General features: G+C 75.8%; 12 protein-coding genes and 2 pseudogenes. 6 read left to right on the top strand and 8 right to left on the bottom strand.

Going from position 1 to position 16777, the window contains the following annotated elements; all coding sequences use genetic code 11:
* The 8 genes from HGCM_RS16435 to HGCM_RS01870 all read right to left on the bottom strand — a co-directional run.
* A partial coding sequence (locus tag HGCM_RS16435) for a carbohydrate-binding domain-containing protein (protein WP_019135200.1) occupies positions 1-1879 on the bottom strand: 1879 nt, incomplete at its 3' end.
* Positions 1880-1903: 24 nt separating this feature from the next.
* Complete coding sequence (locus HGCM_RS01900; RefSeq protein WP_019135199.1) at positions 1904-2659, bottom strand: polyphosphate polymerase domain-containing protein; 756 nt, start codon at positions 2657-2659, stop codon at positions 1904-1906.
* Positions 2656-3267, bottom strand: coding sequence for a DUF4956 domain-containing protein (locus HGCM_RS01895; protein ID WP_019135198.1), 612 nt, complete (start codon positions 3265-3267; stop codon positions 2656-2658). The genes HGCM_RS01900 and HGCM_RS01895 overlap by 4 nt, the downstream gene beginning before the upstream one ends.
* Before the next feature lie 118 nt (positions 3268-3385).
* Entirely contained in the window at positions 3386-4471 is a 1086-nt protein-coding gene (locus tag HGCM_RS01890) for a glycosyltransferase (protein ID WP_019135197.1), read from the bottom strand.
* A complete protein-coding gene (locus tag HGCM_RS01885; protein ID WP_019135196.1) occupies positions 4468-5487 on the bottom strand; it encodes a phosphodiester glycosidase family protein in 1020 nt (339 codons plus the stop codon). The genes HGCM_RS01890 and HGCM_RS01885 overlap by 4 nt, the downstream gene beginning before the upstream one ends.
* Before the next feature lie 73 nt (positions 5488-5560).
* Positions 5561-6454 carry a MaoC family dehydratase gene (locus HGCM_RS01880; RefSeq protein ID WP_019135195.1) on the bottom strand — a complete coding sequence of 298 codons (894 nt, stop codon included), beginning with the start codon at positions 6452-6454 and terminating at the stop codon, positions 5561-5563.
* Positions 6451-7791 carry a 3-oxoacyl-ACP reductase gene (locus tag HGCM_RS01875; RefSeq protein ID WP_019135194.1) on the bottom strand — a complete coding sequence of 447 codons (1341 nt, stop codon included), beginning with the start codon at positions 7789-7791 and terminating at the stop codon, positions 6451-6453. The genes HGCM_RS01880 and HGCM_RS01875 overlap by 4 nt, the downstream gene beginning before the upstream one ends.
* Positions 7791-9143: an acetyl-CoA C-acetyltransferase gene (locus HGCM_RS01870; protein WP_019135193.1), complete on the bottom strand. Its 1353-nt coding sequence runs from the start codon at positions 9141-9143 to the stop codon at positions 7791-7793. The genes HGCM_RS01875 and HGCM_RS01870 overlap by 1 nt, the downstream gene beginning before the upstream one ends.
* Before the next feature lie 151 nt (positions 9144-9294).
* Here HGCM_RS01870 and HGCM_RS01865 point away from each other — a divergent pair, with 151 nt between their 5' ends.
* The 6 genes and pseudogenes from HGCM_RS01865 to HGCM_RS16425 all read left to right on the top strand — a co-directional run.
* Positions 9295-10176: a TetR/AcrR family transcriptional regulator gene (locus HGCM_RS01865; RefSeq protein WP_019135192.1), complete on the top strand. Its 882-nt coding sequence runs from the start codon at positions 9295-9297 to the stop codon at positions 10174-10176.
* Positions 10177-12258 (top strand): acyl-CoA dehydrogenase family protein, encoded by a 2082-nt coding sequence (locus HGCM_RS01860; protein ID WP_019135191.1) that lies wholly within the window; start codon positions 10177-10179, stop codon positions 12256-12258. It begins immediately after the preceding gene.
* A gap of 127 nt (positions 12259-12385) precedes the next feature.
* Positions 12386-13637 (top strand): annotated as a pseudogene (locus HGCM_RS16430) (APC family permease).
* A gap of 44 nt (positions 13638-13681) precedes the next feature.
* Positions 13682-14530 (top strand): ABC transporter ATP-binding protein, encoded by an 849-nt coding sequence (locus HGCM_RS01845; RefSeq protein WP_019135189.1) that lies wholly within the window; start codon positions 13682-13684, stop codon positions 14528-14530.
* A 92-nt stretch (positions 14531-14622) separates the two neighbouring features.
* Positions 14623-15627 (top strand): ABC transporter substrate-binding protein, encoded by a 1005-nt coding sequence (locus HGCM_RS01840; protein ID WP_019135188.1) that lies wholly within the window; start codon positions 14623-14625, stop codon positions 15625-15627.
* Positions 15530-16588, top strand: a pseudogene (locus tag HGCM_RS16425) (iron chelate uptake ABC transporter family permease subunit); the annotation flags it as partial. The gene HGCM_RS01840 and the pseudogene HGCM_RS16425, both read left to right, overlap by 98 nt.
* Positions 16589-16777 lie beyond the last annotated feature (189 nt).

Genomic DNA, 16777 nt, shown 5'->3' with positions numbered 1-16777 from the left:
CGCGCATGCCGCCGCCCGTCCCGGCCTGCTCCTCGCCCGCCGTCGCGGTCGCCGCCTGCGTGGCACCGGCCGTGTCACCGCCGGACGCGAGGCCGCCGAGCGAGTCGCCGCTGACGGACCCGCCCGTCAGCAGCGTGTAGGTCGCCCCGTCGACGACGTCGGGCGAGGAGTAGACGACCGAGCCGAAGGCCTTGCCCGCCTCGAACGAGGCCAGCACCTCGCCGTCCGCGTCGATGACGTGCAGCACCGTCCCGGCGTCGCCCGCGGCGCTCAGGCCGACGAACGACTGGGACGAGCCGGCCGACGGTGTCTGCGCCATGCCGGCCGACCCGATCGCGACCAGCTCGCCACCGGAGATCTCGAAGCTCCCGTTGTAGTCCAGCGCGCCGTTCCCGTCGTTCGTCGGCCCGCTGACGACCACGGTCCCGCCGCGCATCGCCATGTCGCCGTTCGAGTCGAGCCCGTCGCCCTCCGCGTCGACGACGAGGGTGCCGCCGCTGATCGTCACCGTCGCGTCCTCCACGGCGAAGCCGCCGCCCCCGCCGCCGGGGCCGCCCTGCTGCGCCGTGGCGTCGGCCGAGCCGTCGGTGCCGGCGTCGGAGACGTCAGGCGCGGTCGCGTTCAGCCCGTCGTCGCTCGCGACGACCGACACCGCACCGCCGGAGACGGTGACGTGCTGGCCCTCGAGGCCCTCGACCGACGCGGTGACGTCGACCGTGCCGCCCGCGACCTGCAGCGCGCCCTCGGCGTGCACGCCGTCGTCGCCGCTCGCGAGCGAGAGCGCGCCGTCGGTGACCGAGACGAGGCCGTCCGAGTGGATCGCGTCGTCGGCGGCGTCCACGGTGAGCGTGCCGCCGCCGACGACGACCGAGACGTCGCCCACGAGCCCCTTCGGCGATGCGTCGTCCGCGACGGAGGCGGTGTGGCCGCCGGCCGTCGTGACGGTGGTCGTCCCGCCGCCGAGCACGACGTCGGTGACGGCCGTGATGCCGTCGTCCCCGGCCGTCAGCTCGAGCGTGCCGTCGGAGACGTACACGTACCCGAGGGCGGCGTCGGTGTCCTCGTCGGACTTCAGCGCGTCGCCGCTGGCCGTCACGGTGACGGTCCCGCCTGCGACGACGAGGTAGTCCTTCCCGCGGATGCCGTCGTCCGCGGCGGTCACCGTGATCGTGCCGGACTGGATCACGAGCCCGTCCTTCGACGCGATGCCGTCGTTCGCGTTCCCCTCGACGGTCAGCGCGCCGCCACCGGTGACCGTGAGGTCCGCGGTCGAGAACAGCGCGGCGTTCGGCTCGTCGGTCTCCGCGTCCGGGGAGGCGGAGGCCTCCCCGTCGGCGAGGTGGTTCTGCGAGCCGTCGGCCAGCACGACGACGACGTCGCCCGCGTCGCTCACCTGCAGCGGCGACGTGGTCGAGCTCGTGAGGTCGGCGCCGTCGAGCACGACGCGGACGGTGCCGTCGTCGGGGCTGTCCACGACGACCGAGCCGTCCGTCAGCGTGCCGCTGAGCCGGTAGGTCCCGGCGGCCGTGATCGTGACGGTCGACCCGTCGACGGTGACGCCGTCCCCCTCGACGGTGGCCGAGTCGCCCGTGAGGGTCACCGCGACCTCCTCGGCCTCGTCCCACGTCGTCTCGGCCTCGTGCGCGGCCGTGTTGGCGGCCATCGTCGACGCGACGGTCACGTCGGCCGCCGATGACGCGGGTGTCGTGGTCGCGTCGTCGCTCGTCCCGGTGCTCCCGCCGGCGGTCGTCGACGAGGGGGAGCAGCCGGTGAGCACGGCGGCCACGAGCACGGCGGACGCGCCGAGGGCGGCAGCCCGCCGGCGGACCGCGGCGACGCGGTGGCGAGGGGTGGCGGACAGGGTGCGGATGGGTCGCATGGTCGGTCTCCTTCGTAGGGGCGGTCAGCGGCCGGCGCCGAGGTGGCGGTCCAGGACGCGGCGCCAGGGCGTGGCGGGCAGGTGGGGGTCGAGCGCGGCCATCCCCGTGCCGTACTTCGACAGGCGCACGGGACGATGCCCTCGGCGCCAGAGCAGACGGTCGACGTCGGAGGGGGTGGCGCCCGTCTTCGTCTCGACGACCGCGAGCCCGGCGAGGTCGCGGATGCGGCCGGTCGCGGCGTCGGTCCAGCGCAGCCGCGTGTCCACCGTCGCGCGGCTGTCGCGGCCGTCGTCGCCGGGCACGTGCAGCGTGGCGCGGTCGTAGGCGCTCACGAGCGTCGGGGCGAGGTCCGGCAGCGCGCCGGCCGGCGTGTCGAGCGTCTCCGCCGTGAACGCGAGCGAGGGCACCCAGCGCTCGTCGAGGCCGTGGGGGACCCGGCTCTTGACGGTCGTGCCGCGCGGGCCGCGCGTCTTGACCTCGAACCAGCACTGCGCGGCGTCGACGTACGTGCGGGTGCGCACCTTGAACCGGCGCCGGCGCCGGTGCGCCGCCGCGAGGTAGCAGTCGAGGCCGGGGGTGTCGAAGTACACCGACTCGTACCGGAACCGGCGCTCGCCCTCGATGTCGAGCACCCGGACGTCGTCCCGCAGCGCGGCGAGGAGCGCGTCGACCTCGTCCGCGGGGAGCAGGTACTTGCGGTCGACCCGGGTCTGCAGGCTCGCGCGCTCCTGGAGCTCGGCGAGGCCGACGGGCGTGAACCTCTGCAGGAGCGGGCTCATCGCGCCGCTCCGGCGTGCGTGGCGGCGGCGGCGGCCGGCAGGTCGTGCGACACGGTCGCCGGGCGCTCGTCGAGGCGGTAGCGGACCGCGACGGTGGTGGTGTCGTTGACGAGGTCGAGCCGCTGCACCTGCACGGCGTGCACCCGGGCGCCGAGCGTCCGCTCGACGTACGCGGTGAGCGCCGTCTCGTCGGGCACGGCCCGGTCCAGCACGAGCACCTGCTCGCGGTAGCGGGCCATGACCCGGCGGCTGTCGACGACGGCGAGCACCGCCACGAGCAGCGCCATGAGCCCGAGGCTCACGGCGAGCGGCGCGACCGCCAGGCCCGCGATGAGGCCGAGCGCGAGGGCCGCGAAGTAGTACGCGACCTCGGTCTGCGACAGCTCGATCGACCGCAGCCGGATGATCGACAGGACGCCGAACAGACCGAGCCCCAGGCCCGCGGCGATCGTCGAGTCGGCCAGCACCGCGGCGACCGCGAGGACACCGACGTTGACCCCGACGTACGCGACGACGAGGTCGCGCCGGCGGTGCCGCGGCAGGTAGACCGCGAACGCCAGGACGGCGATCGCGACGACGTCTGCGGCGTAGAGCAGGTAGGGGGTCATGAGGAGCCTCCGGAGGTAGGGGGTCGGTGTCACGGTCCAGTCAGCCGTCCTGACCTAGGCGGTGGCTGTGCGGGCCCTGAGGTGCGGACATGGATCCGCAGCCTCGGCACGCGTCACGTCAGCGCTCGCGGGCGCGCGCGCCGGTGAACACCGCGGTCCGCTGCACCTGGAACCCCACGAGGAACAGCGCCGCGTCGGTGGCGACCTTCGCGAGCAGCAGCGGCACGTGCAGGTGGGTGAGCGCCCACAGGCCGCCGTAGCCGGCGGCGAGCAGCGCGGCGGCGAGCAGCCAGTAGCGCACCGCCTCTCCGCCGGCCGGGCCGTGGGCGGCCCGGCGGAACACCCACCGCCGGTTGACGAGGAAGTTCACGCCGGACGAGAGCGCCCGCGCCCCGAGCACCGAGGCGAGCAGACTCCCGGTCGCCGCCGTGAGCGCGAGCAGTGCGAGCGCGTCCAGGACGAACGCGAGCAGCGACGACGCGACGAACCGCGCGAGCTGCGCCCAGACCCGCACCGAGTCGACGAGCGGCCGGAAGTGGGAGGACGCGTTCCCCTCGAGGTACACGGTGGCGATCGGCACCTCGACCACGCGCAGGCCCTGCGCCGCGGCCGCCAGCAGGACGCGCAGCTCGTACTCGAAGCGCTCGCCCGGGACGCCGCGCAGCCACGCGAGCCGTCCCGCGGGGTAGCCGCGCAGCCCGGTCTGGGTGTCCCGGACCCGACGGCCGGTCGCGAGCCGGAACGCGAGGCGTGTCGCCGCGTTGCCCCACCGGCTGCGCGCCGGCACCGGCCCGGTGAACGCGCGGGCGCCGAGCACGACGGCTGCGTCGCCTACCGCGAGCCGGCGCGCCACGGCGAGCACGTCGGCCGGGGTGTGCTGGCCGTCGCAGTCGGCGCAGACGACGTCGCGCCCCGGCTGCTCGCGCGCGAGCCAGGCGAACCCGGTCCGCAGCGCCTCGCCCTTGCCGCGGTTGACCCGGTGGTGCACCACGTCGGCGCCGGCCGCCGCCGCGGCGTCGAGCACCGGCCGGGAGCGGGGTCCGGACCCGTCGTCGACGACGAGCACCGGCAGACCGGCCTCGCGCAGCGCGCGCACGAGGTGGACGAGCCGCTCGTCGGGCTCGTACGCGGGGACGAGCACGGTCGCGAGCGCCGGCGCGGCCACGGGACCGGGCACGGCCGGGGCCGCCGTCACGGCGCTCACCCCTGCGCCTCGGCGAGGCCGCCGATGTAGAGGATGTCGCTCGTCCCGCGCTCCTGCCCGCGGCCGAGCGGGTCGTTGACGAGCTCGCCGCCGAACACCATGGTCGACGAGCCGCCGCCGTCGATGTTGTACGCGGTCTGCGCCCCGAGGTCGACCATGAGGTCGGCGAGGCCGGTCATGGTGACGCCCGCCGAGTAGCCGGGCGAGCGGCCGTCGACGACGACGAGGACGAGGTGGTTGTCGTCGACGACGCCCACCGCGGTGCGCGGCTGCTCGCCCTGGATCGAGTGGTTGCCGACGTTCGTGTCGACCTCGACCTGGTCGATGCCGTCGACGACCTGACCGTCCTCGACGAGCGCGGGCCCGAACGACAGCGTGTTCCACACGCCGTCGGCCACGAGCGCGTCGGCGGAGGTCGCGGTCTCGTCGTAGACCTCGACGTGGCCGTCCCGGTAGAAGGCGAGACCCTCGCGGGCCCCCTCGTCGCGGAACACGACGCCGTTGCGGATGACGATCCCGGTGTCGCGGAACCCGTAGTAGTCGCCGTTGATCGCGAGGACGGCGTCATTGTCGGCGGCGATCTGCGACGTCGTCTCGGTGATGTTGGTGCCGAACTGGTTGTGGGCGAACGCCGACCGCAGGACGGTCGCGTCGGAGAGCGTCACGTCGGCGACGTAGTACGTGACGGTGTCCTGGCCCGAGCCGGTCGTCACGGTCGAGATCTCGACCGACGCGTCGTCGGACGTGTAGCTCGTCGCGCTGAGCGTCCCGGACGACGCCGTGCCGGCGTCGGCGGCCTCGCCCTGCAGCTGCTCGGCGACGTAGGCGTCGACGTCGCCGATCTCGACGTGGTCGACGACGAACCGGTCGAGCGCCCACGTGGCCGTGCCGCCGAGCGTGAGCACGAGTGCGGCGCCGCCGGCGACCAGTCCGGTGCGCAGGCGGTGCCGGCGAGGGGGCGGGGAGGCGTCCGGGGGGTCGGCGGGCGCGAGCGGCGTGGGGGTGCGAAGGGTCATGCCCCCGGTCTAGGCAGCGGGCCTAGCCGGGCGGTGTGGCCGTCCTGTGCGCCGGGTGAGAGGCCGGCGCCGCTCAGCGGAGCGGGTCGACCCGTCCCGTGAGGTGGAGCTTGCCCGAGCGGGCGTGCCAGACGTCGACGCCGAAGCCGTCGCCGTCGCGCGCGACGCGGACCGAGGGGCTGCTGGGCAGCAGCACCGGCGCGGCGAACTGCACCGTCCACACGAACGCGTCCCCACGGGCCGGGCCCACCGCGGCGAGCGTGCGGGCGGCCGTGTCCATGCCGTGGGCGATGGTCCGGGGGAAGCCGAAGGCCTTCGCGCCGAGCGCGGACAGGTGGATCGGGTTGCGGTCACCGGAGACCTGCGCGTACCGGCGGCCGGTCCCCGCGTCGAGGTGCCAGCGCCCCGTGGGCACCGGCGGGACGAACGACGGGCGGGGCTCGTCGTCGGCGGGGCGGCCGGCGAGGCGCACGCCCTTGGCGAGGTACGTCGAGACCCCCCGCCACACGAGCCGGTCGTCCACGCGGGCCTCGGTCACGAGGTCGACGGCGGTGCCCGAGCGGTGCGGCGCGAGGTTCTCGGCGTGCGCGTGCAGGTCGAGCGCCTCGACGAGCGTCGTCGGCGCGTGCTGCTCCACCCGGTTGGCCAGGTGCACCATCCCGACGAGCGGCAGCGGGAAGTCGGCGCGGACCATGAGCGCCGTCGCGAGCGGGAACGCCAGCACGTGGACGAAGCCCGCCGGCAGCCGGTCGGAGCCGCTCTCGCCGACGTGGTGCTGGTACGCCGTCAGGTGCTCCGCGTCGGGGCGCACGCCGGCGACCTCGTACGCGAGTGCCGGCAGCGACGCGCCCGCGCGGCCGAGGCGCCGCTCGACCGCGAGCCGCCCGCCCGCAGCGACGCCGCGGACGTACGAGCCGCCGAGCGGCGGGACCTGCGGGAGGAGGACGACGGGACGCTCGTCCGTCACTGGCCCACCATGTTCTGCCCGCAGACCCGCAGCACCCGCCCGCGGATCCCGCCGGCGGCCGGCGAGGCGAGGAACGCCACGGCCTCCGCCACGTCGACGGGCTGGCCGCCCTGCTGCAGCGAGTTGAGGCGACGCGCCACCTGCCGGGTGACGGCGGGGATGCGGGCGGTCATCTCCGTCTCGATGAACCCGGGCGCGACCGCGTTGGCCGTGCCCCCGAACGCCTCGAGCAGCGGCGCGGTCGCCCGCACCATCCCGATGACGCCGCCCTTGGAGGCGGCGTAGTTCGTCTGGCCGCGGTTGCCGGCGATGCCGGACGTCGAGGCGAGCGAGACGATCCGCGGCGCGTCGGTGAAGTCGCCGCTGGTCAGCAGCGCCTCGTTGATCCGCAGCTGCGCCGCGACGTTCACCGCGAGGACCGGGTCCCACTTCTCGGGCGTCATGTTGGCGAGCAGCTTGTCGCGCGTGATGCCGGCGTTGTGCACGACGACGTCGAGCCGGCCGTGCCGCTGCAGCGCGTGCTCGAGGATCCGTTCGCCCGCGTCGTCGGCCGTGACGTCGAGCTGGAGCGCGGTGCCCCTGACGCGGTTCGCGACCGCGGCGAGGTGGTCGCCGGCCGCGGGCACGTCCACCGCGACGACGGTCGCGCCGTCGCGGGCCAGCGTCTCGGCGATCGCCTCGCCGATGCCGCGCGCGGCGCCGGTGACCACGGCCACCCGCCCGGCGAGCGGCCGGTCCCAGTCGTCGGGCAGCGAGCCGCCGTCGGTGTCGACCGCGAGCAGCTGGCCGTCGACGAACGCGGAGCGCGTCGAGAGCAGGAACCGCAGCCCGCCGAGCACGGACGGCGCGTCCACGCCCACCCCGTCGGCCAGCACCAGCCCGTTGCCGGTGGCACCCCCGCGCAGCTCCTTGGCCAGCGAGCGCAGCAGCCCGTCGACGCCCTGCCGGGCGGCGGCGACCGCCGGCGCGTCCTCGTCGGTCGCCGGCCGCGAGAGCGTGACGACGCGCGCGCCGCGGGCCAGGCTCCGCAGGGTCGCGGCCGCCTCGAGCACCGGGGCCGCGAGGTCGTCGGGGTGCGTGACCTCGGTGAGGACGAGGACGAGCGCCGCGTAGCGCGCGTCGTGCGCGTGGCGGTGCACGTCGAGGTCCCACGGGCCCGCGAGCTGCGCGGCGACCGCGTCGGCGTCCGCGCCCTTGCCGAGCACGAGCACGGGGCCGACCAGCAGCGGCTCGCCCGCGCGGTAGCGGCGCAGCGGCGCGGGCCGGGGCAGGCCGAGCTTCTTCGCGAGGGTGCCGGTGAGCCCGCCGTTGACGAGCTCCAGGTAGGTGTCGGTCATCACGCCGCCTCGAGGATCGCGGTGAGGCCCAGGCCGCCGGCCGCGCAGACCGAGACCAGGGCGCGGGGGGTGCCGCCGTCACGCTGCTGGCGCAGGTGCAGCTCCTTGCTGATGGTGGCGACGATGCGGCCGCCCGTCGCGGCGAAGGGGTGCCCCGCCGCGAGGGACGAGCCGTGCACGTTGAGCCGGTCGACGTCGACCGTGCCGAACGCGCCGTCGAGGCCGAGGCGCTCCTTGCCGAACGTGTCGGACTCCCACGCGGCCAGCGTCGTCAGGACGGTCGACGCGAACGCCTCGTGGATCTCGACGTAGTCGAAGTCGGCGAGCGTCAGCCCGTGCCGGGCGAGCAGCCGCGGCACCGCGTAGACCGGCGCCATGAGCAGCCCGTCCTCGCCGTACACGAAGTCGACGGCGCCCGCCTCCGCGTCCACGACCACCGCGAGCGGCGTGAGCCGGTGCTCGGCGGCCCACTCGTCCGAGCCGAGCAGCACGGTCGAGGCGCCGTCGGTGAGGGGCGTGGAGTTGCCGGCCGTCATCGTCGCGGGGACGTCGAGGCCGAGCCCGAACGTGGGCTTCAGCTGCGCGAGCTTCTCCAGCGAGGTGTCGGGACGCAGGTTCGCGTCCCGGGCGAGCCCCCGGTACGGGGTGACGAGGTCGTCGAAGAACCCGGCGTCGTACGCGGCGGCGAGGCGCTGGTGGCTGCGCAGCGCGACCTCGTCCTGCGCCTCGCGCGTGATGCCCCACTCGGCGGTCGTGAGGGCCTGGTGCTCGCCCATCGACAGGCCCGTGCGCGGCTCCGAGGTGCGCGGGGTCGCCGGCGCGAGGTCCTTCGGGCGGATCCTGGAGGCGGCCGCGAGGCGCTGGCCGACCGTCTTCGCGCGCGAGAGGTCGAGCAGCGCGCGGCGCAGCCGGTCGCTCACGGCGATCGGCGCGTCGGACGTCGTGTCGACGCCGCCCGCGATCGCCGAGTCGAGCTGCCCGAGCCGGATCTTGTTCGCGAGCGAGACGACCGACTCCAGCCCTGTCGCACACGCCTGCTGCAGGTCGTACGCGGGCGTCGTGGCGGACAGGGCCGAGCCGAGCACCACCTCGCGCGTGAGGTTGAAGTCGCGGCTGTGCTTGAGCACCGCACCCGCGGCGACCTCGCCGATCCGCTCGCCCTGCAGGCCGTAGCGGGCGACGAGGCCGTCGAGCGCGGCCGTCAGCATGTCCTGGTTCGACGCGTGCGCGTACGCGCCGCCGGAGCGGGCGAACGGGATCCGGTTGCCGCCGAGGACGAGCGCGCGGCGCGCCGTCGGGGCCGGGGCGCCGCCGGACGTGCTGGACTTGCGGGGGCTGGGCGAGGGGGCCATCGGGCGTGTTCCTCTCACGTCGTCGTGGGCGGTCGTCGCCCGCCGTCGTCGGCCGGGCGGGGACCTTGGTCCCGAGGTCGGCCGGTGCCGCAGCATTACGGTTTCGACTCGGGTGTGTCCAGGACCCACAGTACCTGATACCTTCGGTCTCGTGAGCCCGATCACACCAGGCTCGTCATCGCAGACGAACCTCACCCTGCTGACCGACCGGCGCCGCACGCCCGCCGCCGAGACCTACGCCGACGGGCGCTCGACCCGGTGGGCCGACCACCGCGAGTCCCGCCGCGCGGAGCTCGTGCGCGTGGCGCGCCGCACCGTCCACCACCGCGGCCCTGACGTCTCCATGGAGGAGATCGCGTCCGCCGCCGGCACCTCGAAGTCGATCGTGTACCGGTACTTCTCCGACAAGACCGGGCTGCAGATCGCCGTCGCCGAGGCCGTCGTGCTGCAGATCCAGGGCGCCCTGGAGGGCGTGCTCCGGGTCTCGCCGACGCCCCGCGAGGGCCTGCGCGCGATGGTCGCGGTCTACCTCGAGATGATCGAGTCGTCGCCGAACGTGTACGCGTTCGTCACGCGCAACGGCTCGGTCGAGTCCGGGGGGCCGCTCGGCCACTTCCTCGACTCGGTCACCGCGCTCGTCGCGGCGCCGTTCGCCCGCGGCCTGACGCAGGAGCACGCGGACGGCCGCAGCACCGCGCACCGGCCCGACCACGCGCACGACGACGAGGCGGGCGACCCCGGTCTCGCCGCGCGGATCGCGCTCGCCGAGTCGTGGGCCGCCGGCGCCGTCGGCTTCGTGCGCGGCGCGGGCGAGTGGTGGCTGGCGCACCGCGACCAGCCCGGCGCCGTCGACCGCGAGACGCTGACGCAGCAGGTCGCCGCGTGGCTCTGGGCCGGCCCCGTCGGCCTGCTCGCCCGCGAGCGGCTGCGGCCCGAGGCGGCCGACGAGGACCGCGCGCCCCTGACCTTCCCGACCCCGGCGGCGACCCCGCCGAGCTCCGCTCACGACGACGTGACCTCCGAGGAGAGCTGAATGACCACCACGACCCCCCGCCCCGTGGCCGCCGAGCGCGAGCCGGGCGACCCCCGGCTCGACGCGGACAGCCGCGTCGACGTCGAGCACCTCGCGCACGTCCTGCTCGGGCACTACCCCGAGCTCCGGCTGGCGGCGCGCCGGCTCATGGGCGACGAGCGGTTCCACCGCGTCGACGGGCTGCCGATGGACGAGCACCGCGAGCGGGTGCTCGGGCAGCTGCGGGTGCTCGCGACCGAGGGCGACGTGCACCGGTCCTTCCCCACGCGGTTCGGCGGCGCCGACGACCACGGCGGCTTCCTCGCCCGGTTCGAGGAGCTCACGCACGCCGACCCGTCGCTGCAGATCAAGTCCGGCGTCCAGTGGGGCCTGTTCGCGTCCGCGATCTTCCACCTCGGCAGCGAGCGCAACCATGACGACTTCCTCGCGGGTGCGCTGACGCTCGACGTCCCGGGCGCCTTCGCGATGACGGAGATCGGGCACGGCTCGGACGTCGCCTCGATCGGCACCACGGCGACGTACGACCCCGACACCGAGGAGTTCGTCCTGCACACGCCGTTCCGCGCGGCGTGGAAGGACTACCTCGGCAACGCCGCGAAGCACGGCCAGGCGGCCGTCGTCTTCGCGCGGCTGATCACCGCGAGGAAGGGCGAGCAGCGCGTCGACCACGGCGTGCACGCGTTCTACTGCCCGATCCGCGACCCGCGCACGCTCGAGCTGCTGCCGGGGGTCTCCAGCGAGGACGACGGCCTCAAGGGCGGGCTGAACGGCATCGACAACGGGCGCCTCGCGTTCGACCACGTCCGGGTGCCGCGCACGAACCTGCTCAACCGCTACGGCGACGTCGAGCCCGACGGCACGTACACCTCGCCGATCGCGTCACCGGGGCGCCGGTTCTTCACCATGCTCGGCACGCTCGTCCAGGGTCGCGTCTCGCTCGACGGGGCCGCGGTGACGGCGGCGCGGGTCGGCCTGACCATCGCGATCACGTACGGCAACCAGCGCCGGCAGTTCGCCGGCGCGGGCCTCGACGAGGTCGTGCTCATGGACTACGGCCAGCACCAGCGCCGGCTGCTGCCGCTGCTCGCCGAGACCTACGCGGCGGGGTTCGCGCACGAGGACCTGCTGGCCGCGTTCGACGACGTGTTCTCGGGCCGCAACGACACCCCGGAGACGCGCGAGGACCTCGAGACGCTCGCGGCCGCGCTCAAGCCGACGTCCACGTGGCACGCGCTGACGACGCTGCAGACGGCGCGCGAGGCGTGCGGCGGCGCCGGGTTCATGGCCGAGAACCGGCTCACGCAGCTGCGCGCGGACCTCGACGTTTACGTGACGTTCGAGGGCGACAACACGGTGCTCTACCAGCTCGTCGGCAAGCGCCTGCTCACCGACTACGCGAAGTCCTTCCAGGGCCTCGACGCGGTGAAGGTGGCGCGCCTCGTCGCCGAGCGGGCCGCGGACGCCGCCCGGTACCGGACCCCGCTGGGCCGGGCCATCCAGACGATCACGGACGTCGGCGACGTGCGCCGCTCGGCGGGCGCGCTGCGCGAGACGGCGACGCAGCGGGCGCTGCTCGTCGACCGGGTCGAGACGATGGTCGCGGAGGTCGCACAGGCGCTGCGGCCGGCCCAGAAGGCGGACCCCGCGACGGCGTGGGCGCTGTTCAACGCGCACCAGCACGAGCTGGTCGAGGCGGCCCGGGCGCACGCCGAGCTCGTGCAGTGGGAGTCGTTCACCGCGGCGCTCGCCCGCGTCGAGGACTCCGGCACGCAGCAGGTGCTCACGTGGCTGCGCGACCTGTTCGGCCTCACGCTGGTCGAGCGGCACCTCGACTGGTACCTGCTCAACGGCCGGCTCTCGGCCGGGCGCGCCCGCACCGTGACGTCGTACATCGACCGCCTGCTGACCCGGCTGCGCCCGCACGCGCAGGACCTGGTCGACGCGTTCGGCTACGGGCCGGAGCACCTGCGCGCGCCGATCGCCTCGGGCGTCGAGCAGCAGCGCCAGGACGAGGCACGCGCCTGGTTCAAGGCGCAGCGCGCGTCGGGCGACGCGCCGGTGCCGGAGAAGCGCGCGCGCTGACCTGCGCGCCCGTGCCGAGGGCGGCCGACCCACGAGGTCGGCCGCCCTCGTCGCGCGTCGGCCCCGTCGTGCGGTGTTCACGCCGCGGGCCTCGTCCTGCCGCCGCGCACCTGGTAGGGATGCACGCGTGACCCACCAGCCGCCGCTCGCGAGGCGTCTCGGCACCCGGGACGCGGTCGCGATCGGCCTCGGCTCGATGATCGGCGCGGGGGTCTTCTCCGCGTTCGCACCGGCGGCGCAGGCGGCCGGGTCGGCGCTGCTCGTCGGCGTGGCGCTCGCGGCCGTCGTCGCCTACGCGAACGCGACGTCCTCGGCCCAGCTCGCGGCGCAGTACCCCGCGTCGGGCGGCACGTACGTCTACGGGCGGGAGCGGCTGGGGCCGTGGTGGGGGTTCGCCGCCGGGTGGGCGTTCGTCGTCGGCAAGACCGCGAGCTGTGCCGCCATGGCGCTGACCTTCGCGGCGTACGTCGCGCCGGCCGGCTGGCAGCGGCCGGTGGCCGCCGTGGCCGTCGTGGCGGTGGCCGCGGTGAACTACCGCGGGGTGACGCGGACCGCGGCGGCCACCCGGGCCCTCGTCGTCGTCGTGCTCGTGCTGCTGGCGCTCGTGGTCGCCGCGACGCTCGCGACCGCGGGCCCGAGCTGGTCGCGCGTCGCCGACGGCGTGCCGGACGACCTGGGGTGGCGGGGTGTCGTGCAGTCGGCGGCGCTGCTGTTCTTCGCGTTCGCCGGGTACGCCCGCGTCGCGACGCTGGGGGAGGAGGTGCGTGACCCCGCGCGGACGATCCCGAGGGCGGTGACGCTGGCTCTCGCGCTCGCGGTCGTCGTCTACGCGGTGGTGGCCGTCGTGCTGCTCACCGTGCTCGGTGCGGCGGGCACCGCGGCGTCGGACGCGCCGCTCGCGGACGCGGCGGCGCGCGCGTCGGCGTCGTGGGGCCGAGCCGTCGGTGCGCGTCGCCGCGGCGGTCGCGTCCCTCGGTGCGCTGCTGGCGCTCGTCGCGGGCGTCGGCCGCACGGTGCTGGCGATGGCGCGCGAGGGCGACCTGCCGCGTCCGCTCGCCGCCGTGCATCCGCGCTTCCAGGTCCCGCACCGGGCGGAGGTCGCGCTCGGGGTGGCGGTCGCGGCGCTGGTGCTCACCACGGACGTGCGGGGGGCGATCGGGTTCTCGTCGTTCGGGGTGCTGGTCTACTACCTGGTCGCCAACGCCGCCGCCTGGACGCAGCCGGCGCAGGTGCGCCGCTCCCCGCGGTGGCTGCAGGCCGTCGGCGCCGTCGGCTGCCTGGTGCTGGCCCTGAGCCTGCCGCTCGCGGCGGTGGCCGGCGGCGTGGCGGTGCTGGCCGTGGGGCTCGCGCTGCGGGGGGCCGCCCGCCGCCGGCGGTGAGACGAGTTTGGCTTACCTCACTAAGGTCAGGCTAACCTCTGCTCGTGACCACGACGGCGGCAGCGGGACGCCCCGCGCTCAGCGGCTCCGACCTGCGACTCGCGTACCACGGCACCGTCGTCGTGGAGGAGGGGGCCGTGCACCTCGTGCGCGGCCGCGTCACGGCGCTCGTCGGCCCGAACGGCTCGGGGAAGTCGACGCTGCTGCGCGCGCTCGCGCGGCTGCACCGGCCGGAGTCCGGGCAGGTGCGGCTGGACGGCGAGCAGGATGCCGCGGCCCTCTCGGCGCAGGAGTTCGCGCGCCGCGTCACGCTGCTCTCGCAGCAGCGGCCCACGCCCTCGGGCGTGACCGTGCGGGACGTCGTCGCCTACGGCCGCCACCCCTACCGCGGGCGCTGGCGCCAGGGTGACCCCGACGGTCCGCGCGCGACCGCGCGCGCGATGGAGGTCACCGGCGTCGCGCCGATGGCCGGCCGTCCCGTCGACGAGCTGTCCGGCGGCGAGCTGCAGCGGGTATGGCTCGCGATGTGCCTGGCGCAGGACACCGGCGTGCTGCTGCTCGACGAGCCGACGAACCACCTCGACCTGCGCTACCAGGTGGAGATCCTCGACCTGGTGCGGGACCTGGCGGACGACCACGGCGTCGCCGTGGGCCTCGTCCTGCACGACCTCGACCAGGCGGCAGGCGTCGCCGACGAGGTCGTGCTGCTGCGGTCCGGCCGCGTCGTGGGCGCGGGACGGCCGCACGAGGTGCTGACGAGCGACGCGCTGACCGCCACCTACGGCATCCGCATCGACGTCGCGCAGGACGAGGTCACGGGCCGCGTCCGCACCCGCGCCGTGGGCCGGCACACGCACCGCCGCGCCCCCGAGCCGAGCCTGGCCCCCGCCTGACCGCTCGTCCGACCCCCGCCCGACCCCCCGGCGCACGCCGCGCCGCCCGCTCGCCACGCCCGCACCACCCACCGACGAGAACGAGGACCCCCATGCGAACCCTGCGCGCCCGCGCCCTGCCCGCGCTCGCGGCCGGCGCCGTCGCCCTGCTGCTCTCCGCCTGCGGCACCACGGAGGAGCCCGCCGGCGCCGCCGGCACGCCGTCCGCGACCGGCTCAAGCGCGCCCGCCGGGCCGGTGACGGTGACCGACGACCGCGGCACGGTGACGCTCGACGCGCCCGCCACCCGCGTCGTCTCGCTCGAGTGGGGGCTCACGGAGAACCTCCTGTCGCTGGGCGTGCAGCCGGTCGGCCAGGCCGACACGACGGGCTACAACACCTGGGACACGGTGGTCCCGCTCGACCCCGAGACGCCCGACGTCGGCACGCGCGGCGAGCCGAGCCTCGACGCGATCGCGGCGCTCGACCCCGACCTGGTGGTGACGACCACCGACCTCCCGGAGGAGGTCATCGCGCAGATCGAGAAGACCGTGCCGGTCATCGCGCTGCAGGGGTCGGACGCGTCCGACCCGGTCGGCAAGATGCGCCGGACGATCGAGCTGCTCGGCGACGCGACGGGCACCGCCGACGCGGCGGACGCCGAGCTCGCGGCGTTCGACCAGGCGGTCGCCGAGGCGCGCACGGCGCTCGACGCCGCCGGGAAGTCGGGGGCGACCTACACGATGGCCGACGGCTGGATCGCCGACGGCGCCGTCTCGGTCCGCATGTACACGCCCGGCTCGTACCTCGGCGGCGTGGCCGGCCTCGCCGGCCTAAAGAACGTCTGGACGGGCGAGGGCGACCCGGCGTACGGGCTCGGCGTCACCGACGTCGAGGGGCTCACCGACGTCCCGGAGGGCGCGCACTTCCTGTACGCCGCGAACGACGCGGAGGACGACCCCTTCGCGGACGGCCTGAAGGACAACGCGGTGTGGGAGCAGCTCCCGTTCGTCGAGGCGGGTGCCGTGCACCGCATGCCCGACGGCATCTGGATGTTCGGCGGCCCGCGCTCCGGCATCGCGTGGCTCGAGGCGGCCGTCGCCGCGATCACGCAGTGACCGTGGGCCGGTGACCACCACCCTCGACGCGCGGCCGGCCGCCGCCGAGCCCCTCGACGGGGCGGCGGCCGGCGGTCGCGCACGACCGGCGCGGATCGCGACGGTGCTGCTGGTCGGCCTCGTCGCGGTCGTCACCCTCGCGCTCGTCGACCTCACGCTCGGCACCTCGCGGGTCGGGCTCGGGGACCTGCTGCGGCTGCTCGTCGGGTCCGGCGACGACGAGGCGCTGGCGGTGCTCGTCGCGTCGCGCGCCCCGCGCGTGGCCGCGGGCCTGCTCGTGGGCGCGGCGCTCGGCGTCTCGGGCGGCATGCTGCAGTCCGTCGCCCGCAACCCGTTGGCCTCGCCGGACACGCTCGCGGTCAACGCGGGCGCGTACGCGACCGTCGTGGCGGCCGCCGCGTTCGGGCTCACGCTGCCGTTCGCGGCCACCGGCGCGCTGGCCTTCCTCGGCGGGCTCGCGGCCGCGGGGCTCGTGCTCGTCATCGCCCGCGGCGGGGCGCAGGGGCCGACGCGCCTCGTGCTCGCCGGCTCCGCGACGATGCTCGCGCTGTCCTCCGTGACGTACCTGCTCATGCTGCTGTTCGAGCAGGAGACCACGGGCATGTTCGCGTGGGGCGAGGGCTCGATCGTCCAGTCCGGCGCGCAGAAGGTCACGCAGGCCGCGCCGGCCGTCCTGCTCGTCGCGCTCGTCGCCGTCGCGTGGTCCCGGCGGCTGGACGTGCTCGCGCTCGGCGACGACACCGCGTCCGTGCTGGGGCTCGACGTCCGGCGCACGCGGGTGGTCGGCGTGCTGCTCGCGGTGATGCTGGCCGCGCTCGCGGTGACCGTGGCGGGGCCCGTCGGCTTCGTCGGGCTCGCGGCGCCGGTGGTCGCGCGGCTCGTCGCCCGCCGGGTGCCCGGGCTGCACCGGCACCGCGTGCTGCTGCCGTTCGCCGCGCTCACCGGCGCTGCGGTCGTCCTGGCCGCCGACGTCGCGCTCCGGCTCGTCGCCCCGGCGCGCGTCGCCGTGCCGACCGGCGTCCGTGACGACGCTGCTCGGGGCGCGAACGGCGCTGCAGCTCCGAGGCGAGCTTCACGCGCTGCGCCTCGCCGCCCGAGAGCGTCGGCGCGGGCTGGCCGAGCCGCACGTACCCGAGACCGACGTCCACCA

Source organism: Cellulomonas massiliensis JC225, from assembly GCF_000312005.1.
Classification (GTDB): domain Bacteria; phylum Actinomycetota; class Actinomycetes; order Actinomycetales; family Cellulomonadaceae; genus Cellulomonas; species Cellulomonas massiliensis.
Note: the sequence above shows the minus strand (reverse complement) of the source record. Positions and strands in the feature narration are given on the sequence as shown.

Coding starts and splice junctions, on each gene's coding strand:
- HGCM_RS01840 (WP_019135188.1), top strand. CDS start 14,623: ATGCGAACCCTGCGCGCCCGCGCCCTGCCCGCGCTCGCGGCCGGCGCC.
- HGCM_RS01875 (WP_019135194.1), bottom strand. CDS start 7,791: ATGACCGACACCTACCTGGAGCTCGTCAACGGCGGGCTCACCGGCACC.
- HGCM_RS01885 (WP_019135196.1), bottom strand. CDS start 5,487: ATGACCCTTCGCACCCCCACGCCGCTCGCGCCCGCCGACCCCCCGGAC.
- HGCM_RS01895 (WP_019135198.1), bottom strand. CDS start 3,267: ATGACCCCCTACCTGCTCTACGCCGCAGACGTCGTCGCGATCGCCGTC.
- HGCM_RS01870 (WP_019135193.1), bottom strand. CDS start 9,143: ATGGCCCCCTCGCCCAGCCCCCGCAAGTCCAGCACGTCCGGCGGCGCC.
- HGCM_RS01900 (WP_019135199.1), bottom strand. CDS start 2,659: ATGAGCCCGCTCCTGCAGAGGTTCACGCCCGTCGGCCTCGCCGAGCTC.
- HGCM_RS01860 (WP_019135191.1), top strand. CDS start 10,177: ATGACCACCACGACCCCCCGCCCCGTGGCCGCCGAGCGCGAGCCGGGC.